At 57.1% G+C, this 20,300-nt stretch carries 19 protein-coding genes; 9 read left to right on the forward strand and 10 right to left on the reverse strand.

Annotated elements, in window-relative coordinates; genetic code table 11:
• Positions 1-25 precede the first annotated feature (25 nt).
• The gene (locus I6L44_RS06220) at positions 26-1,948 is read left to right on the forward strand and encodes an ABC transporter ATP-binding protein (RefSeq protein WP_216953576.1); all 1,923 of its coding nucleotides are present in this window, start codon (positions 26-28) and stop codon (positions 1,946-1,948) included.
• 161 nt (positions 1,949-2,109) lie between these two features.
• A complete protein-coding gene (gene rmf / locus I6L44_RS06225; protein ID WP_010674759.1) occupies positions 2,110-2,286 on the forward strand; it encodes a ribosome modulation factor in 177 nt (58 codons plus the stop codon).
• An 84-nt stretch (positions 2,287-2,370) separates the two neighbouring features.
• Here the strand turns inward: rmf and fabA are convergent, their stop codons facing one another.
• Positions 2,371-2,910 carry a 3-hydroxyacyl-[acyl-carrier-protein] dehydratase FabA gene (fabA, locus tag I6L44_RS06230; RefSeq protein WP_216954370.1) on the reverse strand — a complete coding sequence of 180 codons (540 nt, stop codon included), beginning with the start codon at positions 2,908-2,910 and terminating at the stop codon, positions 2,371-2,373.
• A gap of 97 nt (positions 2,911-3,007) precedes the next feature.
• Positions 3,008-4,984 carry a Lon protease family protein gene (locus I6L44_RS06235; RefSeq protein ID WP_216953577.1) on the reverse strand — a complete coding sequence of 659 codons (1,977 nt, stop codon included), beginning with the start codon at positions 4,982-4,984 and terminating at the stop codon, positions 3,008-3,010.
• 140 nt (positions 4,985-5,124) lie between these two features.
• On the opposite strand from I6L44_RS06235, the gene I6L44_RS06240 reads away from it, so the two are divergent.
• Positions 5,125-5,556, forward strand: coding sequence for a hypothetical protein (locus I6L44_RS06240; protein ID WP_216953578.1), 432 nt, complete (start codon positions 5,125-5,127; stop codon positions 5,554-5,556).
• A gap of 24 nt (positions 5,557-5,580) precedes the next feature.
• On the opposite strand, the gene I6L44_RS06245 is transcribed toward I6L44_RS06240, so the two are convergent.
• The 4 genes from I6L44_RS06245 to I6L44_RS06260 all read right to left on the reverse strand — a co-directional run bounded on the left by I6L44_RS06245 (position 5,581) and on the right by I6L44_RS06260 (position 8,954).
• Positions 5,581-5,730, reverse strand: a complete 150-nt coding sequence (locus tag I6L44_RS06245) for a hypothetical protein (RefSeq protein WP_216953579.1) — start codon at positions 5,728-5,730, stop codon at positions 5,581-5,583.
• 724 nt (positions 5,731-6,454) lie between these two features.
• Positions 6,455-6,790, reverse strand: coding sequence for a hypothetical protein (locus I6L44_RS06250; protein ID WP_216953580.1), 336 nt, complete (start codon positions 6,788-6,790; stop codon positions 6,455-6,457).
• Positions 6,791-6,990: 200 nt separating this feature from the next.
• Positions 6,991-8,271: a tyrosine-type recombinase/integrase gene (locus I6L44_RS06255; RefSeq protein ID WP_216954372.1), complete on the reverse strand. Its 1,281-nt coding sequence runs from the start codon at positions 8,269-8,271 to the stop codon at positions 6,991-6,993.
• 380 nt (positions 8,272-8,651) lie between these two features.
• A complete protein-coding gene (locus I6L44_RS06260; RefSeq protein WP_216953581.1) occupies positions 8,652-8,954 on the reverse strand; it encodes a YebG family protein in 303 nt (100 codons plus the stop codon).
• 170 nt (positions 8,955-9,124) lie between these two features.
• Between I6L44_RS06260 and I6L44_RS06265 the strand changes: the two genes are divergently transcribed.
• Positions 9,125-10,000, forward strand: a complete 876-nt coding sequence (locus I6L44_RS06265; RefSeq protein WP_216953582.1) for a triacylglycerol lipase — start codon at positions 9,125-9,127, stop codon at positions 9,998-10,000.
• Between the two features lie 90 nt (positions 10,001-10,090).
• Here I6L44_RS06265 and I6L44_RS06270 read toward each other — a convergent pair whose 3' ends face one another.
• Positions 10,091-12,064 carry an SDR family oxidoreductase gene (locus tag I6L44_RS06270; RefSeq protein WP_213387211.1) on the reverse strand — a complete coding sequence of 658 codons (1,974 nt, stop codon included), beginning with the start codon at positions 12,062-12,064 and terminating at the stop codon, positions 10,091-10,093.
• A gap of 248 nt (positions 12,065-12,312) precedes the next feature.
• Between I6L44_RS06270 and I6L44_RS06275 the strand changes: the two genes are divergently transcribed.
• From I6L44_RS06275 to I6L44_RS06290, 4 genes are all read left to right on the forward strand, one after another.
• Positions 12,313-12,885 (forward strand): phasin family protein, encoded by a 573-nt coding sequence (locus tag I6L44_RS06275; protein WP_005333118.1) that lies wholly within the window; start codon positions 12,313-12,315, stop codon positions 12,883-12,885.
• 94 nt (positions 12,886-12,979) lie between these two features.
• The gene (locus tag I6L44_RS06280) at positions 12,980-14,167 is read left to right on the forward strand and encodes a patatin-like phospholipase family protein (RefSeq protein ID WP_216953583.1); all 1,188 of its coding nucleotides are present in this window, start codon (positions 12,980-12,982) and stop codon (positions 14,165-14,167) included.
• A 1-nt stretch (position 14,168) separates the two neighbouring features.
• Positions 14,169-14,810, forward strand: a complete 642-nt coding sequence (locus I6L44_RS06285) for a TetR/AcrR family transcriptional regulator (RefSeq protein WP_216953584.1) — start codon at positions 14,169-14,171, stop codon at positions 14,808-14,810.
• 25 nt (positions 14,811-14,835) lie between these two features.
• Entirely contained in the window at positions 14,836-15,624 is a 789-nt protein-coding gene (locus I6L44_RS06290) for a hypothetical protein (RefSeq protein WP_194494761.1), read from the forward strand.
• A 115-nt stretch (positions 15,625-15,739) separates the two neighbouring features.
• On the opposite strand, the gene I6L44_RS06295 is transcribed toward I6L44_RS06290, so the two are convergent.
• Positions 15,740-17,170, reverse strand: a complete 1,431-nt coding sequence (locus I6L44_RS06295) for a wax ester/triacylglycerol synthase family O-acyltransferase (protein ID WP_216953585.1) — start codon at positions 17,168-17,170, stop codon at positions 15,740-15,742.
• Positions 17,171-17,425: 255 nt separating this feature from the next.
• Positions 17,426-17,758 (reverse strand): polyhydroxyalkanoic acid system family protein, encoded by a 333-nt coding sequence (locus tag I6L44_RS06300; RefSeq protein ID WP_069526828.1) that lies wholly within the window; start codon positions 17,756-17,758, stop codon positions 17,426-17,428.
• A 259-nt stretch (positions 17,759-18,017) separates the two neighbouring features.
• Here I6L44_RS06300 and I6L44_RS06305 point away from each other — a divergent pair, with 259 nt between their 5' ends.
• A complete protein-coding gene (locus tag I6L44_RS06305; protein ID WP_216953586.1) occupies positions 18,018-18,746 on the forward strand; it encodes a hypothetical protein in 729 nt (242 codons plus the stop codon).
• Between the two features lie 99 nt (positions 18,747-18,845).
• Here the strand turns inward: I6L44_RS06305 and I6L44_RS06310 are convergent, their stop codons facing one another.
• On the reverse strand, positions 18,846-20,291 hold the full coding sequence (locus tag I6L44_RS06310; protein WP_216953587.1) for a bifunctional 2-methylcitrate dehydratase/aconitate hydratase: 1,446 nt from the start codon (positions 20,289-20,291) through the stop codon (positions 18,846-18,848).
• Between the last annotated feature and the right edge of the window lie 9 nt (positions 20,292-20,300).

Genomic DNA, 20,300 nt, shown 5'->3' on the forward strand with positions numbered 1-20,300 from the left:
TTTTCATTAGCAATAAGGAACAAGAATGGCTCTTTTGACATTGCACGGCGCGTCGTTGTCGTTCAGTGATTTTCCGCTGCTCGATCAGGCCGAGCTCACCATCGAGCGGGGCGAGCGCCTCTGCCTGGTGGGGCGCAACGGGGCGGGCAAGTCCACCCTGATGAAGGTCATCGCCGGCGAACTGCCGCTAGATGACGGCCGTCTGGTGCTGCAACAAGATTTGAAAGTGACTCGTCTTGAGCAGGATCCCCCCGCGTCGAGCGAGCTCACCGTGTTTGACTACGCCGCCGAAGGGCTGGCCGGGGTAGGGGAGCTGCTCAAGCAGTATCACCATATCTCTATGGAACTGGCACACGATGCCTCCGATGCCAACATCCGCAAGATGAGTCAGCTGCAGGAGCAGCTCGACTACCAGAATGGTTGGCAGTTCGAGACTCGCATCAACCAGGTGCTGACCCTGCTCGGTCTGGATCCCGACGTGACCCTCGACAGCCTCTCCGGCGGCTGGCTGCGCAAGGTGGCACTGGCCCGCGCGCTGGCCTGCGATCCGGATCTGTTGCTGCTGGACGAGCCGACCAACCACCTGGACATCGATGCCATCAACTGGCTGGAAGAGTTCCTCAAGGATTTTCGCGGCGCCATCGTCTTCATCTCCCACGACCGGGAGTTCATCCACAAGCTGGCGACCCGGATCATCGATCTGGACCGCGGTGTGATCACCTCCTGGCCCGGCAACTACGACGAGTACCTGCAGGGGAAAGAGGAGTGGTTGCGGGTCGAAGAGCTCAAGAACGCCGAATTCGATCGCAAGCTGGCCCAGGAAGAGGTGTGGGTACGCCAGGGGATCAAGGCCCGTCGTACCCGCAATGAGGGGCGAGTGCGCGCCCTCAAGGCGATGCGGATGGAGCGGACCCAGCGCCGTGAACTGCAGGGCAAGGCCAAGCTGCAGCTGGATGAGGCAAGCCGATCCGGCAAGCTGGTATTTGAGAGTGAAGGCCTGGGGCTGGACTTTGGTGATCGCACCCTGTTCCAGGGGCTGGATCTGCAGGTGCTGCGCGGCGACAAGATTGCGCTGGTCGGCCCCAACGGCTGCGGCAAGTCGACGCTCATCAAGCTGCTGCTCGGCCAGTTGAGCCCAAGTCGTGGCACGGTCAAGGGGGGCACCAATCTGGAAGTGGCCTACTTCGATCAGTACCGTGAGCAGCTCGACCCCGAGAAGACGGTGGTGGACAACGTCGGGGAGGGCAAGCAGGAAGTGATGGTGCGCGGCCGCTCCCGCCACATTCTCGGTTACCTGCAGGACTTTCTGTTTGAACCAAAACGGGCACGCACCCCGGTGAAAGCCTTGTCAGGGGGCGAAAAAAACCGTTTACTGTTGGCCAAATTGTTCTTGAAGCCCAGTAATTTACTGATCCTCGATGAACCAACCAACGACCTGGATGTCGAAACGCTGGAATTGCTGGAAGAGCTGCTGGCGGACTACCCCGGCACCCTGTTGCTGGTGAGCCACGATCGTCGTTTCATCGACAATACCGTGACCGGTTGCTGGTTGTTTGAAGGGGACGGGCAGATCAGCGATTATGTGGGCGGTTACGCCGACATGATGGCCACCCGCGCTCAACAACAGGCACAGCAGTCTGCGCAGCAAGTCGCCAAACAGGCGCAGAGCAAAACGCCAGAGCCTGTCGTGGCGCCGGCGCCTGCTGCCACAAAAGCCAAAAAGCTCTCTTACAAGTTGCAGCTGGAGCTGGATAATCTACCCGCTCGACTGGAACAGCTGGAGGCAGAGCTGGATACCCTGCAGACCGAGATCAACCACCCCGGTTTCTTCTCCCTGCCAAGCGAGCAGACCCAGCCCAAACTGGCCGCATTGAGTGCCGCCGAGACGGCGCTGGAGGAGGCATTTGCTCGTTGGGAAGAGCTGGAAGGACTCAAAAATCAGGAGTGAGTTCCCTGTAATTAAAACTTAATCCAGTTCAGTGCCTTGTGTCACATAGCCCGGTTAGGGTGGAAGTTTTTGTTTGACCGAGTGCGCTCGCAGGAGTAAAGATGAAAGCGACCGATGCAGAATTGGTCGCTTTTTTTGTTCCACGAAGAGGGTCGTAGATGATGAAGAGACAGAAGCGGGACCGTCTGGAAAGAGCTCGTGCTCGTGGTTATCAGGCTGGCGTGGTCGGCAAACAGAAAGAAGCGTGTCCGTATCAATGCCTGGATGCCCGAGGGCATTGGCTTGGTGGTTGGCGTGACGCCATGGAAGGGCGGGGCTCAGGCCTCTTCATGAAGTAGCAGGTACTTCATCACTCATTACAAAAGGAAAGGGGCCGTTGTGGCCCCTTTGCGTTAATGCTGTTTTACCACCAATCAGAGAGATCAGAATGCGGTGGTATCTTTGAACAGGCCCACTTTCAGGTCGGTGGCGCTGTAGATCGGACGGCCGTCGACTTCGACCACACCATCAGCAATTCCCATCACCAGCTTGCGGTTGATGACCCGCTTGAAGGTGATCTTGTAGGTCACTTTCTTGGCGGTCGGCAGGATCTGGCCGGTGAATTTCACTTCACCCACGCCCAGAGCACGACCCTTGCCAGGACCGCCTTTCCAGCCTAGGAAGAAGCCAACCAGCTGCCACATGGCGTCCAGACCGAGACAGCCAGGCATCACGGGATCGCCGGGGAAGTGACAATCGAAGAACCAGAGATCAGGGGTAATGTCGAGCTCTGCGAGGATCTCTCCCTTGCCGTGCTCGCCGCCGTGGTCATTAATCTTGACGATGCGATCCATCATCAACATGTTGGGGGCGGGCAGCTGACTGTTACCCTCACCAAACAGTTCGCCACGGCTGCAAGCCAGCAGCTCCTCACGGGTAAAAGAGTTCTTGCCCTGTTCGCACAGGGAAAGGCGGGCTTCCATGGTTGGATTGTCTACGGTCACACTGAGTTTCCTTCAAATGAATAAAGCTGCGTCAATCTAGCGTACAGTTGTTAGCTAAACAACTCCGATCACTTCATTAACGGCCCAACCAGCGCTCCAGCAGCGAGCGTATTAGCCCGGCTTTTGCTGTGGTGCCGTTCAGTTCATCCAGACGCTCCTGAATACGGCCAAACAAGGTGTCAGGCATATCAGGCTCACCGGCCACACAACCGGTCAGTAGCTCGATGGCCTCTTCAACATGGTCCACCGGATGGATGTGGAACTGGCCTGCTTCGACCGCTGCGATCACTTCATCAGAAAGGTTTAACTGCTGCACATTGGTGCCTGGCAGAATAATCCCTTGTTTGCCGGTAAGTCCGTGGATCTTGCATACCCGGAAGAAGCCTTCAATCTTCTCGTTTACACCACCAACGGCCTGCACATTGCCAAACTGATCGACCGCGCCGGTCACGGCAAAGTGCTGATAGATAGGCTGGCGGGCGAGGGCAGAGAGCAGGGCACACAGGCCGGTTAGGGAGGCACTGTCGCCATCGATTTCGTGGTAAGACTGTTCGAATACCAGATTGGCCGACAGAGGGGAGGGGTTCTCGGCACCGAACTTGTTGGAGAGGTAGCCGTGAATGATCATCATCGCCTTGGCATGAATATGGCCAGCCAGTTCAGCCTTGCGCTCGATATCCGCCACGTCGCCATCACCCAAGTGAACAGTGGCGGTCAGGCGTACCGGTTCGCCAAAGTCATATGGGTGACCGGAGACCTGAATGACGGAGAGACCATTAATTTGGCCAATCTCTTCACCATCAGTCTGCAGCAGGATCTGGCCGTCGATGACGCCCTGATCGGACTGCTCAACCAGATAGTTGAGGCGATAATCCTGCTCCTCCAGCGCACCACGAATGTGCTCGTCGGTGACCTCTTCCGCTTCCAGCTCCCGTGCCAGACTGTCAGCCATCCTCATGATGGCGGAGAGTTGTACCGCGGAGAGAGAGAGCCACTCCTGGTGATCACAGAGTCTGCTGGCATGGCGGCAGAGTGCGACAAGGGCTGCCGGTGTGAAATCCAGCAAGTTCCAGCGTTCGCGTAACCAGGCCAGATACTGCAGAAACTCCTGCAGGTCTTCCTCTATGTTTACTTCAGATACCAGGTCGGCGCGCAGGAATATACGCTCTGACATGTCACGATCCAGCATCTGGAACTCAGCCACGTCCAGTCGGTCACCCACCAGGATCAGCTTGAGCTTGATGGGGGTCGCTTCAGGTGCAAAGAAGGGGGTTAGTGTCTTGCCTTCCTGATAGGCGTTCCAGTCCAGCTCGCCTTTTTGCATAGCATTTTTGAGCTTAAACCAAAGATGAGGCTGGTCGAGCAGCTCATCCAGTTGAAGAATAAGGTAGCCACCATTGGCCTGACGTAGCAAACCTGGTTCCAGCAAGTGCTGATTCGCGTAGACAGAACCCTGTTCTGTCTGATAGTTGATGGAACCAAACAGGGTATCCCAGTTGAGATCACGACCGTAAATTACCGGTGCTTCCTGCTCTTCGTGATGAATAAGCAGGTTGATCAGCACCGGATGCTGAAACTCCAGTCCCAATGCCACATGGGCCGCCAGATCCGAGAGAAAGTCATCGATCTTTGGATCGTTGTTTTGCTTGCGCATGATGCGGGTTACGATTCGCTCGGCATCGAGATGGTGGCTAAGCAACTTGAGTAGCTCGCCAACCATTTCGCAAAACTCAACGCCAGTACCGGGTTGCAGTCGCAGCCAGATAGGTTTGAACGGGTTGTTGAGATTCTCGGTATAGCAGAGGTCGAACAGATCGCCATCCTTACCATTGGAGTCGGCAATCAGAGTGCGGCACACATCTTCATAATCGGCACCGGGGAAACCGTTGAGCAGCATAACCGGGCAATCACCATCAAAACTGGCCAGACGTTTGATACCGGAGATTGCTCTGGGTTGCAGAGCGGCAAAGGGGATGGGCTCAAGCTCACAAAGCCTGGGGAACTGTTCAATCGCAAAAGCGGGTTTTAATTGTTCTGATGTTAATTCAGCCACTTAAGACATCCGGTCGAAGATAGGATCAATTGTTGCCATTATACACAGTTCAATAAGCGGTGACAGGAAACAAGATACTATATTTAACATAATATGCATTATGCGCAGTGATGGGGTTCTACGTTTTGGAGTTATTTCCGATGAAACACAGCCGTCGCCCACAGGATCGACTCTTGCTGGATGCATTAACCGCCGGTGTCGATCTGTTGACACCACTGCGGCGCCATCGGTTTCGGCAGCTAGATATCAGTGTGCCCGATGACCACCAGTTGCTGTGGTTCGACGTGTTCCCGTTGGCCGGTGCGTTGGTGTTGATTCATAAGGACACCCCGTTGTGGATCTGCCGCTGGCAGTTGGTCAACCGTGTGGCGGTTATCCACGACTGGCGGGCCTTTTGGTACACCCATCAACAGGATTTTGCCCATCTGCCGCTGGAGGCGATTTGTTGGCTATCCAGTCGTTACCAGGTTAAATGGGATTCGCCCAGTGGCAGGTACTTTTGGCAGCGCTGCCTGCGGGAGGCCCGCGCCCGTGGCCTGTCGGTGAACGCTAGTGCTATAGGCCAGCCCTAAACATTGCTCACCGGGTTGAATGGCTCAGGCATGATCGATTGGCGCGACCTCGCGGCGTGCAGCATGGAGCTCGTCGGACATTTCCCCTGGGCTGATGCGCCGCACCACATCCACAGGCCAGGCGCTGCCGGTTTGCAGGACGCTGATGATCTCGGTCATTTCTGGGTGAGACATGTTGAAGGTCAAAAATAACAGAGTCTTTACAAATTATGCCGATAACCCCATTTATCGGCATCTCTGTGAGAGATAACATTGAGTGAATTTAACCACTACGGCGACACAACTCCGGTCAATGCGATCCATGATGAAGAACCATCTTGATACCTTGCAGCCAAATGCAGAAGAACCTCACCTAAAGCAGGCAATGCATCGTGCTTGGTGCCATAGCGTTGGCAATAGAATTGGCTAGTTCACCAACTGCTCATTTAGCTGTACCCGAACATGTCTTGGGACCATGTCCCCTCCCCTTAGTCGATATTTTGAAACCACAAATGTCCCATCTTGAGACAAGAGTCCACTATTAGAGGCTGTCTTGACCTAGTTAAAGTAGTCGCCTTAATGGGTGGACAGATCCCCTGCCCTTACTCAAAATGCTAAAAATGCAAATTTCCCGTATTGAATAGTTCAACTTACAACAGTGCCGGATCATCAATGCCCTTGATGCAATAAGCGCTCCCTTCCCTCTTGGTTTCCGTGACTTTTATAATGGTGAATTTAACGTAACCATTCATATATTTACGTTAGGTGGCGTCTGGCTCCTGAGAGTTTTCGGTAGCCCACGACGATGACCATTCGTATAAGTCATCAAATCACCTTTTTAGACCTCAATGCACTCCACAGAGAGAATGAAAAAGACCCGCCTTTTGCGAGACGGGTCTTGTTCTTTCATTCCGGCTGATCAGGCTATTAGCCAATGTTTGCGTTTGGGTATGGGCGTTCGCGGATGGGATATGTGGACATTGCTGCACATATCCATGATTAACCTCTTCAGTTCATTCATATCGACAGAGTGAAGTGTTAACGACCAGAATGCTCTCGCCTGGCTGTAGTGCATGCCGTTGGTATAGAGCAGGGTGTCATTTTCAAAACGAAGTTGGCTACAGGGTGCCTCCATCTGCAATCCTGTTTCGGGAAACCAGATATTCAACGTGCCTGAGGGGATAAGGGTAAATTGCGCCATCAGATCGCCTTGTCCGACAATCTTGTAGGTCTTCTTGATAATGTCTATCGGCATAGGGGGTTGTCTCGATGTTTGAGCAAGCGATTTGGTTATTTTTCTCTCTGATACGGAATAAATATTGATCCCGCGGATGGCTACCTGCTCGTTCTTAACAGCCCTGCTGTTCCCTGAACCGGTTGCTATCCAGAGAAGTACAAAATAACGGCACCAGCTTGAATGAGACCTTAATGAATCACTTTTTTAGGTCACGATGCTCACCCGCCCTTTGAACGATTATCTCTCGTTTGTTGGCTCAATCTGTCTAGCGGTTTTTGTTGCGCGCTCTCATGTCGTTCACTGTTGCTGGTGTGCAGGTATTTCGAAGTGGTGTCGATGCTGTCATGTCCTGCATCGGCTTGTACGTGGGAAAGCGGTCTCCCATGCAGATTGATGTCATGGGTGATCCCGGTATGGCGGATCGCATGGGGAGATAGTTGCCGCATTTCGGCTGCATCCTGGGCAAATCCATCCTGCTCTGCCAATTCTGCCCCTTTACCGATGATCACCATGATCAAATCCCGTAACTGGCGAATGCCGAGGTTGGCGTTGATCTCCCCCTGCTCGCGGCCGTGGGCTGCCGCTTTATGACGAACGAACAGTGGCGTCTGTTCATCCGGTGTCGGCAAGGGAGAGAGACCGAGGAAACGGCGGTAGCGCTCGAGTGCCGCCAGCAGCGCTTGGGATACCGCTACGGTACGCCGTTTGCCCCCTTTGCTTTGCGGAATAAAGTAGCCCCAGACGCCGGTTTTGCGATCCCGCCTGAACTGCCCCATCACAGGGGTAAAGCCCGGCCGGGCCGCCACCTCAGAGATCCGCAGATAGCAGGCATACATCAGAATGATGAGAAAACGGCTGCGCTCGTGCTGCTCCGGATGGTCGTTGGCAAGGGTATCGGCGGCCTGCATCACGTATGACCACTGCAACTCGCTGAAGACCTGCACCTGATCATTGGCCTCCAACTGTTGCGGCCGTTTGACCCGCTGCAGTAGCAGAGCGGGATTCCTGTCCATGTACTCCTCCTGGATCAGAAACTGGAAGAAGGCCGACAAGATGGCGAGCTTGGTCTTCATCGCCTGCTCGCTCAGGCGATAGGGCAAGGTGCGGCCCAGCTCCCGCTTGCCGAGAAACGGTCGCCATTGCGGGTTGGGCAACCGCTCTCCCCACTCCTTGTCGAGGACAAACTGCGCCACGTTGCGATAGGCGATCAACTCGTCAGGGGGCGACTGACAGTAGTCGAGATAGCGGATCATGATGCGGCGAGTGAGATCTTTCGGGCTGATGGCCGTCTCGTGAAAGCACCAGTGCAAAAAAGTGGTCAGTTCGCTGCGATAGGTTTTGTAGTTGTTTTCGCTGTTGCGCTGTTCCAGCAGCCAATCGACCGCCAGTTCGTAAACCAGACCGGCATCGGGTACATCGTTGAGGCTGAGGTTGGCAAGGTACTGATTGACCTGTGGGTTACCGGCTTCCAGATAGATAAGGCTGTCAAACAGCGGCATGGCTGGCGGCAAGGATAATGGTTGTTGAGTCATGGTGTTGCTTGTTGATGCTGAGATGAGTCGATATGAGCCTGTGAGCCGAGTTGCTAGAAAAGGGCTCGTGATAGATGAATGCGGCTTCAATTGGGATTGGTACTGCCTCTTGTTGTTGCTGATTAAGGTAACCGGGAGCGATCTGGATAACGTTCTCTCCACTGTTTGCTCATTATTTCCTCATAGACCTGGCTGGTGTCGCTCAGTGGTGCACGCTATTCAGTTATGCATTGGATATGCACCTTTGTTAGAAAATTCTCGGGGTAAATAGCCGTAAATATGGTTTTAAATGCAAATAAAATGAATGCGGCGAGCTGTTTATCCCGAGAAATAGCAGGTCTGTGCAATCAGGCCACCTGTTTGAGTGGCTTATCCTTGCGCTTGGCTGCTGGGGCCTCTTCCTCTTTCGTGCCTGCCTGAACCTTGCCGCCGCGCAGCAGGGTTTGCAGCACATCGCGCTGTTCTGCCAGGTAGAATGCCAGACTCTCTTGCTGCTCTGGTGCCAGCTCGATCGGGGCGCCAGCCAACAGGGTCATCAACTCATCGGCCGTATCCAGCAGCTTGTCATAGGCATCGGCCTCTTTTTTGCTGGCAAAGGTCATTTTTTCCACTCCCCCACGAACAACCACATATTTGATCTCGACAGCCATGATGGCCTCCTCTTGGTGATGATGGATAGAGTATATGTATGGATATACAGTATTGCAAATAACCTCACCGGAAAAGAGTTCGCCGGGGTTTAGCGACAAAAGCCGCGCTGGATCAAGCTGTCTCAAAGTGTCATTTGACTTCCACGCCAGACTGGTCGGATCATGGCCTTATGACGATCGTACGACACCTGTTTATTCTGCTGATGGTAGAGGCGCTGCTCCTCGGGAGTATCGCCCATTTGGTCGTGGGACTCCCCTGGTTGCTGACCCTGCTGTTTGTGGTGTTTGCCCTGCTTGGGTTGCGTTGTCTGGTGGTGCTCGGCAGCTGGCTGTTTACCCGCTTCTACCCCTCCCCGGCTATCGGCCCTTGGCGCAGGGTGAAGATGATGGCGCAGGAGATGCTGGCCTACCTTTACACTTTCACCTTGTTGCTACCGTTCGAGCCTTTGCTGATGGCACCCGATCGGCTGCGTCCATGCCAGCGCCCCGTATTGTTGGTGCATGGTTACGGTTGCAGTCGCGGGATCTGGCGCACCCAGCGCGCCCGATTGGAAGCCTCAGGCCATGTGGTCGCCACTATTACCCTGATGCCACCATTTGGTCATATCGATGAGATGGTGCCGCTGCTGGCCACCCGGATTGACGATGTGCTGGCGCAGACCGGGGCTGACAAGCTGGTGTTGGTCAGTCACAGCATGGGGGGGCTGGTCTGCCGCGACTATCTGGCTATTCATGGTGGTGACAAGGTCGCGCGCCTGATCACGCTGGCTACGCCTCATCAGGGCAGTCAGCTGGCCGCCCTTGGGCTTGGGGCCAATGCCCGTGAGATGGAGCCCGGTTCCGGCTGGTTGCAGCGTTTTGCCTCTGTGCCGCTTTGCGTGCCCGGCATCTCGGTGCGCACCAGTCACGACAATGTGGTGATGCCGCAAGAGCGGCAACGATTGGTGGGAATGGAAGATATCGAGTTGCCTGCCATTGGCCATCTCTCTCTGCTCTACTCCCATCGCACGACTGATCTGCTGCTTGATCTGTTGTCCCGAGTCTGACCCTCCTTATTCGTCCTTCAACTGTTATTCCAAATAAAACAGGGGCCTGATTGCTCAGGCCCCTGTTGATCTCTTTATCGCATCAACTGGTTAGAAGTGTATCCCCTTGATCAGGGTCGAGACGGCAACCTGATCGGCGGTGGCCTTGGACTTGTCGCCATCCTTGGGATCGGCAAAGGTGCGGAAGCTGGTGTTCATGATGACCTGGGCGACGCGCGGTGCCAGAGCGTGAACCACCTGACCAAATACCCCGAGGCGAGTAGCCAGACGAACGTGCTTGTTGATGATGGTATCGCACACCAGATCGGCCGCCTCTTCCGGCGTCATCATCGGCACCTGCTCATAAACCTTGGTCGGCGCGACCATCGGCGTTTTCACCAGCGGCATATTGATGATGGAGAAGCTCACCCCTTTATCGGCAAACTCGGAGGCGGCGGTACGCACCCAGGCATCGAGGGCCGATTTGGAGGCAACATAGGCGGAGAAGCGCGGCGCATTGGTCAACACCCCGATGGAGGAGATGTTGATGATGTGCCCTTTTTTCTTCTCAATCATGGTGGGCAGCACCCCCATGATCACCTTGAGCGCACCAAAGTAGTTGAGCTGCATGGTGCGCTCCAGATCGTGGAAGCGATCGAAGGAGTCCTCGATGGAGCGGCGGATGGAGCGGCCGGCATTGTTGACCAGAATATCGACGCCACCGTGATCGGCCACGATGCGAGCGGTGATCTCCTCGGCCTGCGCCAGATTGGAGAGATCCCCCTGATAGATCTCGATGGTCAGCCCCAGCTCGGCAAACTCAGCTTTAGTCTCGGCAATCTTCTGTTCGTCGCGGGCGATGGTAACGACGTTGGCCCCCGCCCCCGCCAGCTTGCGCGCGGTTGCACGGCCAATACCTGAGGTGGCCCCGGTCACCAGCACCACCTTGCCTTCTACCCGACCACGCAGGGAGCGATCGATGAAGAGCTCCGGGTCGAGGTGGCGCTCCCAGTAATCCCATAACCGCCAGGCGTAGCTGTGCAGCGGTGGCACTTCGATGCCTGTCCCTTTCAGTACCCGCTGGGTTTCGCGACTGTCGAAACGGGTGGGGTAGCTGATAAGGCGGAACACATCCTTGGGCAGACCCAGATCGGCGATGGCGGCATCGCGGATGCGGCGCACTGGCGCCATGGTCATCAGCATGGCGGTCAGGTGGCGGGGAATAAAGTTAAAGAGAGAGGCGTTGATGCGGATCGCAGGCTCTGGCGCATGGGCGGCGCGGGAGAAGGTACTCAGCATGTCGCCAACCCGCATCGGGTTGGGGTCGGTCAGGTGGAAGGTCTTGTTCTCCTCGCCCTCTTGATGGGCGATATGCACCATGGCATCGACCACGAAGTTGACCGGCACGATATTGATGCGCCCGCCCTCAACCCCGATGGCTGGCATCCAGGGCGGCAGCAGACGACGCAGTTTCTGAATGGTCTTGAAGAAGTAGTAAGGGCCGTCGATCTTGTCCATCTCGCCGGTATTGGAGTCACCGACAACGATCCCCGGTCGATAGACTCGCCACGGAACTGTGCACTCATTGCGCACAATCCCTTCCGCTTCGTGCTTGGTCTGGAAGTAAGGCATGTCGAGGTGTTCGGCCTCATCGAACATGTCCTCGCGAAACAGACCGTCAAACAGGCCCGCTGCAGCGATGGAGCTGCAGTGGTGGAACTGCCCCGCCCCCAGCCGCTCGGCAAGTTGAACAGCATGACGGGTCCCTTCGGTGTTGACCTGCTGCTGGATCCCTGCCTTGGCGTTGAGGTCATAGATGGCAGCCAGATGGAAGAAGTGGTCGATCTTGCCGATCAACTGCTCCTGTATCTCGACCGATACCCCCAGCAGCGGTTGCGTCATGTCGCCAAAAACCGGGACTGCGCGCGATTCATCCACATTCCAGAATGCAAATAACTCCGGCAATTTATCCTGATGAGAGGCGCGCATCAGAAAATAGACGATACAGTCGGGATGCTGTTGGAATAACTTTTTGATCAATCGACGCCCGATAAAACCACTACCGCCAGTAATGAAATAGTTCATAAAGAGAATCCTGCTACTGATTAGGGTGTTACTAGGTTGTTAGATATATCACGATTCATATGGGAATCCGCAATTTGATTGTCGGTTCGTGAGCAAACCCTAATTTCGGTGGTGTGCCTGTTCCGTTATTAGGTAGAACCCTCTATTTTTTGTCCCTAGACTGAAGTTGAAAAATCAGTAATGCCACAACCCGATTGCAGTTTCGTTGTCGCCATTACATTTATCTGTCGTTATTCAAGGAGAAGATCATGGCTAAGAAATTGAAAGCGCTGGCAGGGTCAGTGACCGACAACCAACTCACCTCCACCATCAAGGAGTCCACCCAGCAGATCTGGTTGGCGGGTCTGGGTGCCTATGCCAAAGCACAGGAAGAGGGTGGCAAGATCTTTGAAGCCCTGGTGCAGGAAGGTGAAGCGCTGCAAGCAAAAACCCGTCAGAGCGCAGATGAGAAGATTGCCGCTGTGACCGACAAGACCGCCAATACCTGGGGTCGTCTGGAGCAGGTGTTTGAAGATCGCGTGGCCCGCGCTGTGGCCAGCCTCGGCATTCCGACCCGCAAGGATATCGACAAGCTATCCAAGCGCATGGCCGAGCTGACCGATGTGGTCCAGCAACTGCTGGATGCACAGGAAGAGGAGGCCCCTGCCGCTGAAGCCAAACCGGCTGCCGCCAAAAAGCCCGCTGCCCGCAAGCCTCCGGTAAAGAAGGCACCGGTAGCCAAGGCTAAAGAGGCCGTAGTTGAGCAGGCCGCCGATCTCCTCTCCGCTGCGGAAGATGCGGTGAAAGAGGTGAAAGCCAAAGCAGAGAGCGTCCTGCCCTGATCCCTCGCGGTGACGGAAGGTGATTGATACCGGCCCATGCCCTGTGCTGGGCCGGTCTTGTCATGGTGAATGTCATGGATAGAGAGGCGACGCTATGAGTACCATCGCAATTGCCCTTGCTGGCGGCGGGCCGCTCGGCGGCATCTACGAGATCGGTGCCTGCGCTGCCCTCTCTGACAGCATCAACGGCCTGCGCCTTGACCATGCCGATATCTATGTCGGCGTCAGTTCGGGGGCCGTGGTGGCCTCGGCGCTGGCCAACGGCATCTCGCCGGCTAAGCTGGTGCGGATCCTGCTCAGCGATGATTCGGGGGAGATGTTTGACCCGGCCACCTTGCTGCGCCCCGCCTTTCGTGAATATGCCGACCGCCTGACCTCGATCCCGCCGCTGGCGTGGCAGAGCCTGACCTACTATCTGGCGGCGCCCTGGAAGCGCAGCCTGTTTGAATCGCTGCAGGGGCTCTCCAAGGCCATTCCGACCGGACTGTTCGACAACCGCGGGGTGGATCGCACCCTGACCCAGTTTTTCTCTCGTCCCGGCCGCAGCAACGATTTTCGCCAGCTGCGCAGCCGACTATTTGTGGTTGCTACCGAACTCGATACCGGCCATCCGGTCGCCTTCGGCAGCCCGGGGCTCGATGACGTGCCTATCTCGGCGGCGGTACAGGCGTCAGCCGCCCTGCCCGGCCTCTTTCCCCCTTCATTGATCAACGGTCGTTACTATGTGGACGGGGCGCTGATCAAGACTCTGCACGCTTCGGTAGCGCTGGAAGAGGGGGCGGATCTGGTGTTCTGCATCAATCCGCTGGTGCCCTATGATGCGGACATGGCCGCCGGCGCGCCCACCAATCTGGTGGACAGCGGTCTGCCGGTGGTGCTGGCCCAGACCTTTCGCGCCATCATCCACTCCCGCATGCATGTGGGGATGGATCGCTACAAACACCAATATCCCGACGCCGACGCCTTGCTGTTTGAGCCCTCTTCTGCCGATGGCGAGATGTTCTTCACCAATGTGTTCAGTTATCGGGATCGCCGCCGCCTCTGCGAGCACGCTTACCAGCATACCCGCCGCGATCTCTGGCAGCGCCGTGACGAGCTGGCGCCGATGCTGGCCAAGCATGGCCTCGAACTCAATCTGGCCGCGCTGGCCGATGAAGATCGCACCCTGTTGGCCCCCGGCATTGGCTCGGTCGCCGCCCTCGACAAGTCGCTGGAGCAGTTGCAGCACTGGCTTGCCAAACGCTATCGCCACGGCGTGCGCCGTTCATCACCAAAGGAGTAGCATGGATCGCAAACCCAAACGCCGTACCCGGGAGCGGATCCTGACCACTGCCCTCGCCTGCTTCAATCGACAAGGGGAACCCAGCATCACCACCTCGGCCATTGCGGCCGAGATGGAGATCAGCCAGGGCAATCTCTACTACCACTTCCACAACAAGGAGGAGATCGTCAACGCCCTGTTCTGCGAATTTGAACAGCAGATGGATCGCCTGCTGGAGGCGGTCAGCACCCCGTCCGATGAGCCCGAAGATATCTGGCTCTTTCTCCACCTGATGTTTGAAGCCATCTGGCAGTACCGTTTCCTTTACTACGATATCGCGACCCTGATGAGTGGTTATCATCAGGTGGAACAGCGCTTTTCCGCCCTGCTGCGCCGCAAGGAGCAGACCGCCATCGCCATTTGCAACCATCTGCATACGGTCGGGCTGATGGAGGGCACGACGCAACAGATGCGCACGCTGGCGGCCAATGTGGCGCTGGTGGGCACATTCTGGATCTCTTACCAGCGGGCACTGCACCCCAAGGCGGACGCCGATATCGCCCTCGGCGTCTTTCAGGTGATGCAACTGGTCGCACCCTATTTACGGGCCGATGCCCGCGCTCATCTGGGCGCCCTCGCCCACCACTACACCGACAAGGTTTGATTCACATGCTACAGGGAGAACAAGCATGACCACTTCACAACTCGAATTTGTCCCCTTCCCCTACGCGGATGCGGCCTATGAGTATGCTGGCCAGAAGCTGGCGGACAACTGGGAGCGTCTCCATCAGGGGGATGCCGAACCCTGGCCCGAGGATGAGCAGGTACAGGATGCCTGGCGGGCCTATCATGCCGGGGATTTTGCCCGGGCCGTCGCCCTTGGCGAAGCGGCCGGTGAGGCGGGCCTCAATGTGGCAAACAAGGCACTGGTGATCCACGCCAGCTATCTGCTGGAAGACAAGTATGCCAAGCGCGCCGCCTTCGAGCGGGCGGCCAGCCATGCCGAGAAGCTGCAAAAGCGTCAGCCCAAGAACGCCAACGCCTGGTATTTCCACGCGCTGGCCCTCGGGCGCTACAGCCAGGTGATCTCCATCTCCAAGGCCCTCTCGCAAGGCATTGGCGACAAGATCAAGGCAAGCCTTGAGAAGGCGCTGGAGCTGGCGCCAGATCACGCCGAGGCCCATATTGCCTTTGGCGCCTGGCATGCGGAGATCGTCGACAAGTTGGGGGCCATGATCGGCGGCCTCACCTATGGCGCCAAGAAGGAGGAGTCCGAGCGTCACTTCAAGGAGGCGCTGGCGCTGATCCCCGAATCGGCTATCGCCCGCATGGAGTACGCCAACGCTCAGGTGATGCTGCACGGCAAGAGCCGCCTGAAAGCGGCCGAAGCCCTCTATGCCGAAGCGGCCGAGTGCGAACCCATGGATGCCATGGAGCGCCTCGATGTGGAGGCGGCGCGCGAGGAGCTGGAGGATTAACCGCCACTCCTGCCACTAAGAGGTAGTAAAACAAGAGGCCAACCCGCGGGTTGGCCTCTTTTATGATGGATGCTGACCGGTTGGCTACGCCGTCACCGGTCGCTTAAGTGCACGCTCAACCGAGCAGCGCATCCAGCCCGTTGGGGTCAAACAACAGCTCCGGCTCCATCAGCACCAGCAACAGCAGTTGCTCGAATTCCACTGCAAACCGCTCGACCACCCGATCCGGATCCGGAACCAGCTTCTTGTCGGTGATAAGGCCCAGCTGCACCTTGTGATCGTAAGAGAGGATGGAGACGCCGACGCCGATATCCCCCGATTGCGGCACCCAGAACAGCGGCTGACGCAATTTTGCTCCAGCCAGATAGAGGGTCTGCTGCGGGCCAGGCACATTGGTGATCACCGCGCTGGCTTTGGCCGTGAGCAGCTCGACGGCCTGCTGTTGCACCGCATTGGGGGCCATGCCAAGGGCATGTAACAAGTTGAGCACTACCACGGGTTGCAGCGAGGTGCGCAGCGCCTGCATCCGGTCACGTACGGTATAGAGCCGCTGTAACGGGTGTTCAACATCCAGTGGCAAGTCCAGGGCCACCAGCCCGAAGCGATTGCCCAGCGCCCCCTCATCGTCCGGTGCACGCATATTGACTGGCACCAGGGCGCGGATCTTGACCTTGTTGGCATCATCCCCCTTCTCCTGCAGGTAGTGGCGAAACGCCCCTGCGGTGGCGGCGATCAGCAGATCGTTGACCGAGCAGCCCAGCACCTTGCACACTGCCTTGATATCCGGCAGATCAATTTGCTCCGACCAGGCCACCCGCTTGGTGCTGGTGGTCTTGCCACGCAGGCGGCAGGGTGAATCATCACCGAGGGTGGCGATATTGCACAGCTCGCTCGCCACATCCCGCCCGGTCTTGAGGTAATCCACCGCCTTGGTGGGATGGGTGACCACTTCGACATATTTGGACCAGAGGCTACCGGTCAGCTTGAGACCGGCCCGCACCAGACGGCTGCCCTGGTGGCAATCCTCCTCATCTTCGTCATCGCTGTCATCCAGTGGCTCCGGTGACGGTGGTCGCGGCGCCCCTTCCGGGGTGTTATCCATCATGGTCAGCATGGCCCGCACCAGCGAGAAGCCGTCGCCCATGGCGTGGTGAATGCGCACCACCAGCGCTTGCCCACCCAGCGAAGTGTCGGTGAGGTGCATATCCCACAGGGGGCGCTGGTGGTTGAGCGGCGTCGAGGCGAGATCGGCCACCAGCTTCTCCAGCTCCAGCTTGCCCGCTTCACCCGGCAGGATCACTCGCTTGAGGTGCTGATCGAGATCGAAATCGGGATCATGACGCCAGTAGTAGGAGCCCCCCTCCAGCACGGCTCGCTGGTGGAAGCGGGGTTGCACCGAAATGGTATGGTTTAATCCGGCCCGCAGACGCGCTTCATCAAGCTCTCCTTCAAACATCAGGACACCGATGATCTGCATCAGGTTGTTGGGTCTGTCCATGCGTAACCAGGCGGTATCGACGCAGGAGATAAATTCACTCAGTGGCATGGTTGTTTCCCTACAAAATGAATTTACCGAGACGGCAAATTGCTCCTGCCCTCATATCCGGATGAAGACTTGATGCAATCAGAATGACATTAAAGAGTGCCGACTCGAAATATGAAATAAAGATGAAAGATTACTTACAAAATAGAATCGAGACCTCGCCGAATAATAAATCTGACAAACCATATGGCTTGCCAACTTATTTCAAACAGCCATCGTTTACAGCTGGTTTATTTAAAGCCAGTCCGACGAAAAGTTTCAAACACGTTTGGGGCAAGGTAAGCGATTGTCGACATAATCGAGGATCTCTTGCTCCAGTACGCTGCGTACCGGTAACAGCATCAAACCAAGATGCACTTCCAGTTCCAGGGTATCTTCGTCCAGGGTGAGAGTGCCATGTACCCCTGAGCCGCGAAAGTGTAGCTCGGTCTCCTCTTCATCTGCCCATTCGCAATCGAGTTGATAGCTCTCGCTCATGTCCGCAGCGATGGCTTCGGCCGCGAGCCGTGCGGCGGCCAGTCCCAGCGGATGCTGACGGCTGATCTGGATGGTAGAGAGTGCGCTGCTGCCAGCGAGCGAGTTGAAGAACATGGTCGTTACTCTGGGTCATAAGTTAGTTATTGATATTAAACACATGTTCACAACAAATGAAAGGATGGTTCACATAAATGGGACTCACTTAACAGAGTCGAGAGGGATGCAGGCCATCAGCGGGGCATGGCATTTATTCCCTCCCCCGTGCGCGCTACACTTGTCACGGAACGGTCAGCAAAAGCTGCTTGTTTTTCATTCACTTGTATCTTCGTATCACCGAATCCCCATCAATGGGCCCAAGGCCAGAGAGCTGTAGATGACGCATCAAGAACATGCCCACGACGACGATAGCACCCTGGGTCGGCTCTACCGCCAGCTCAAGCGGGTTGCAGCCTTGCGCGAGCAGATGCGTGCCCACCCGGAAGATCAGCAGGATCGGGATCGGCTACGCCAGTGGCAGGCCGACCGACTCGGGCGGACCCATCGTGATCTGCTGGAGAGTGACCGCTACGGCCCTGCCGCCGAGTTTTTCCTGACCGATCTCTATGGCCCCGGGGATTGCGCCCGCCGCGATGCGGACGTGATGCGGGTGATGCCAACCGCCGAGCGGCTGTTGCCGGAGTCCGGCCTCAAGGTGCTGGCGCAGGCGATCGAGCTTGATGCCCTCTCCGAAGAGCTGGACTACCTGATGGTGGTGGCGCTGCGGCGCATTGATGGCATTGATCCCATCACGCCAGACCACTACACCATCGCCTATCGTGCCGTGGGTGAACAGGCGCGCCGGGAACATCAGATTGCGCTGGTGAGCGAGCTTGGGATGACGCTGGACAGGCTGGCGAGAAAACCGCTGCTGGGGGCGACCCTCAAACTAGTCTCGGGCCCGGCTCATCTGGCGGGACTTGGCGAGCTCTTCTCCTTTGTCGAGCGTGGTTATCAGGTGTGTCATCAGATGGGGCGTGCCAACGAGTTTCTCGAGACCATCGCCAGTCGCGAGACGGCCATCATGACGGCGCTCTTTAACGGCGACAGCTGTGTGCTGGGGTAAGGCTTATCGAGGGATAAGCCGCCAGAATAACAAAGCGGGCCGATGAGCCCGCTTTTCGTTTATCACTGTTTGCAGATATGTTGCCCAATACAAGACCGGTCAGATCACCAGCAGATCCATGAAGGCATGTACCGGAGTGGCGGCAAGGCGCGGCCCATCCTGACAGAGGGCCAGAATGTCGCTGACCCGTTTGGCCGGGAAGCGGGTGGCCAGATTGTGCTGGAATTTCTCCACCAGCAGCGGGATCCCCTCCTCCCGACGGCGACGATGGCCGACTGGATACTCCACCTCGACCTTGGCGGTGTGAGTGCCGTCCTTGAAGAAGATCTGGATGGCGTTGGCAATGGAGCGCTTGTCCGCCTCCAGATATTCGCGGCTGTAGCGTTTGTCCTCCTGCACCACCATCTTGCTACGCAGCGCGTCGATGCGGGGATCGGCGGCGACATCGTCCTCGTAATCCTCGGCGATCAGGCGACCGAAGATGAGTGGCACCGCCACCATGTACTGCAGGCAGTGATCCCGATCGGCCGGGTTGTTGAGGGCGCCGACCTTGCTGATGATACGAATAGCCGACTCATGGGTGGTGAGTTCGATACGGTCGATCTCCTCCAGCCGTCCCTTCACCTGCCCATGCAGCTTCATGGCGCACTCTACCGCAGTCTGGGCGTGGAACTCGGCGGGATAGGAGATCTTGAACAGCACGTTCTCCATCACATAGCTGCCGTACCCCTGATGCAGGGCGAACTGATTGCCCTTGAACAGCACGTCGTAGAAACCCCACTTGGGGGCGCTCAGTACGCCTGGATAGCCCATCTCGCCGCTCATGGTGATAAGGGCGAGGCGCACTGCGCGGGAGGTGGCATCCCCCGCCGCCCAGCTCTTGCGGGAACCCGCATTCGGGGCATGACGGTAGGTACGCAGGCTTTGCCCATCGACCCAGGCCTGGGAGACCGCATCAATCACCTGGTCGCGTGTGCCACCCAGCATGTGAGTCACCACGGCGGTGCTGGCGACCTTGACCAGCACCACGTGATCGAGACCGACCCGGTTGAAGGAGTTCTCCAGCGCCAGCACCCCTTGAATTTCGTGGGCTTTGACCATGGCCACCAGCACATCGGCCATGGTGAGCGGTGCCTTGCCATCGGCGACGCGAGTACGGGAGAGCCAGTCTGCAGTGGCGAGAATACCGCCCAGATTGTCGGAGGGGTGACCCCACTCGGCGGCCAGCCAGGTGTCGTTGTAATCGAGCCAGCGGATGATGGCGCCGATATCCCAGGCCGCCTTGACCGGATCGAGGCAGAGCTGGGTACCGGGCACCCGGGCACCGTGGGGTACGACAGTACCGGGTACGATGGGGCCAAGGTGCTTGGTACACTCGGGGAAGCGCAGGGCCAAGAGGCCACAGCCGAGCGTATCCATCAGGCAGTAACGGGCGGTGTCGAGAGCCGCCTCGCTGGTTACGGGGTGGTTGCAGATATAATCGGCAATATCGACCAGCACCTGATCGGGCTCGGGTCTGTGGTTGACGTCGACGTTGGCGGACATCGTGATTTC

It is taken from the genome of Aeromonas sp. FDAARGOS 1414 (assembly GCF_019047065.1).
GTDB lineage: Bacteria > Pseudomonadota > Gammaproteobacteria > Enterobacterales > Aeromonadaceae > Aeromonas > Aeromonas veronii_A.

Bases quoted from the DNA above. Each gene is read 5' to 3' on its own strand.
- fabA (WP_216954370.1), bottom strand. From the start codon at position 2,910: ATGGAAGCCCGCCTTTCCCTGTGCGAACAGGGCAAGAACTCTTTTACC.
- I6L44_RS06275 (WP_005333118.1), top strand. From the start codon at position 12,313: ATGGCTAAGAAATTGAAAGCGCTGGCAGGGTCAGTGACCGACAACCAA.
- I6L44_RS06245 (WP_216953579.1), bottom strand. From the start codon at position 5,730: ATGTCTCACCCAGAAATGACCGAGATCATCAGCGTCCTGCAAACCGGC.
- I6L44_RS06260 (WP_216953581.1), bottom strand. From the start codon at position 8,954: ATGGCTGTCGAGATCAAATATGTGGTTGTTCGTGGGGGAGTGGAAAAA.
- I6L44_RS06250 (WP_216953580.1), bottom strand. From the start codon at position 6,790: ATGCCGATAGACATTATCAAGAAGACCTACAAGATTGTCGGACAAGGC.
- I6L44_RS06220 (WP_216953576.1), top strand. From the start codon at position 26: ATGGCTCTTTTGACATTGCACGGCGCGTCGTTGTCGTTCAGTGATTTT.
- I6L44_RS06255 (WP_216954372.1), bottom strand. From the start codon at position 8,271: ATGCCGCTGTTTGACAGCCTTATCTATCTGGAAGCCGGTAACCCACAG.
- I6L44_RS06295 (WP_216953585.1), bottom strand. From the start codon at position 17,170: ATGCCACTGAGTGAATTTATCTCCTGCGTCGATACCGCCTGGTTACGC.
- I6L44_RS06290 (WP_194494761.1), top strand. From the start codon at position 14,836: ATGACCACTTCACAACTCGAATTTGTCCCCTTCCCCTACGCGGATGCG.
- I6L44_RS06310 (WP_216953587.1), bottom strand. From the start codon at position 20,291: ATGTCCGCCAACGTCGACGTCAACCACAGACCCGAGCCCGATCAGGTG.
- I6L44_RS06300 (WP_069526828.1), bottom strand. From the start codon at position 17,758: ATGTTCTTCAACTCGCTCGCTGGCAGCAGCGCACTCTCTACCATCCAG.
- I6L44_RS06285 (WP_216953584.1), top strand. From the start codon at position 14,169: ATGGATCGCAAACCCAAACGCCGTACCCGGGAGCGGATCCTGACCACT.
- I6L44_RS06280 (WP_216953583.1), top strand. From the start codon at position 12,980: ATGAGTACCATCGCAATTGCCCTTGCTGGCGGCGGGCCGCTCGGCGGC.
- rmf (WP_010674759.1), top strand. From the start codon at position 2,110: ATGAAGAGACAGAAGCGGGACCGTCTGGAAAGAGCTCGTGCTCGTGGT.
- I6L44_RS06270 (WP_213387211.1), bottom strand. From the start codon at position 12,064: ATGAACTATTTCATTACTGGCGGTAGTGGTTTTATCGGGCGTCGATTG.
- I6L44_RS06265 (WP_216953582.1), top strand. From the start codon at position 9,125: ATGACGATCGTACGACACCTGTTTATTCTGCTGATGGTAGAGGCGCTG.
- I6L44_RS06305 (WP_216953586.1), top strand. From the start codon at position 18,018: ATGACGCATCAAGAACATGCCCACGACGACGATAGCACCCTGGGTCGG.
- I6L44_RS06240 (WP_216953578.1), top strand. From the start codon at position 5,125: ATGAAACACAGCCGTCGCCCACAGGATCGACTCTTGCTGGATGCATTA.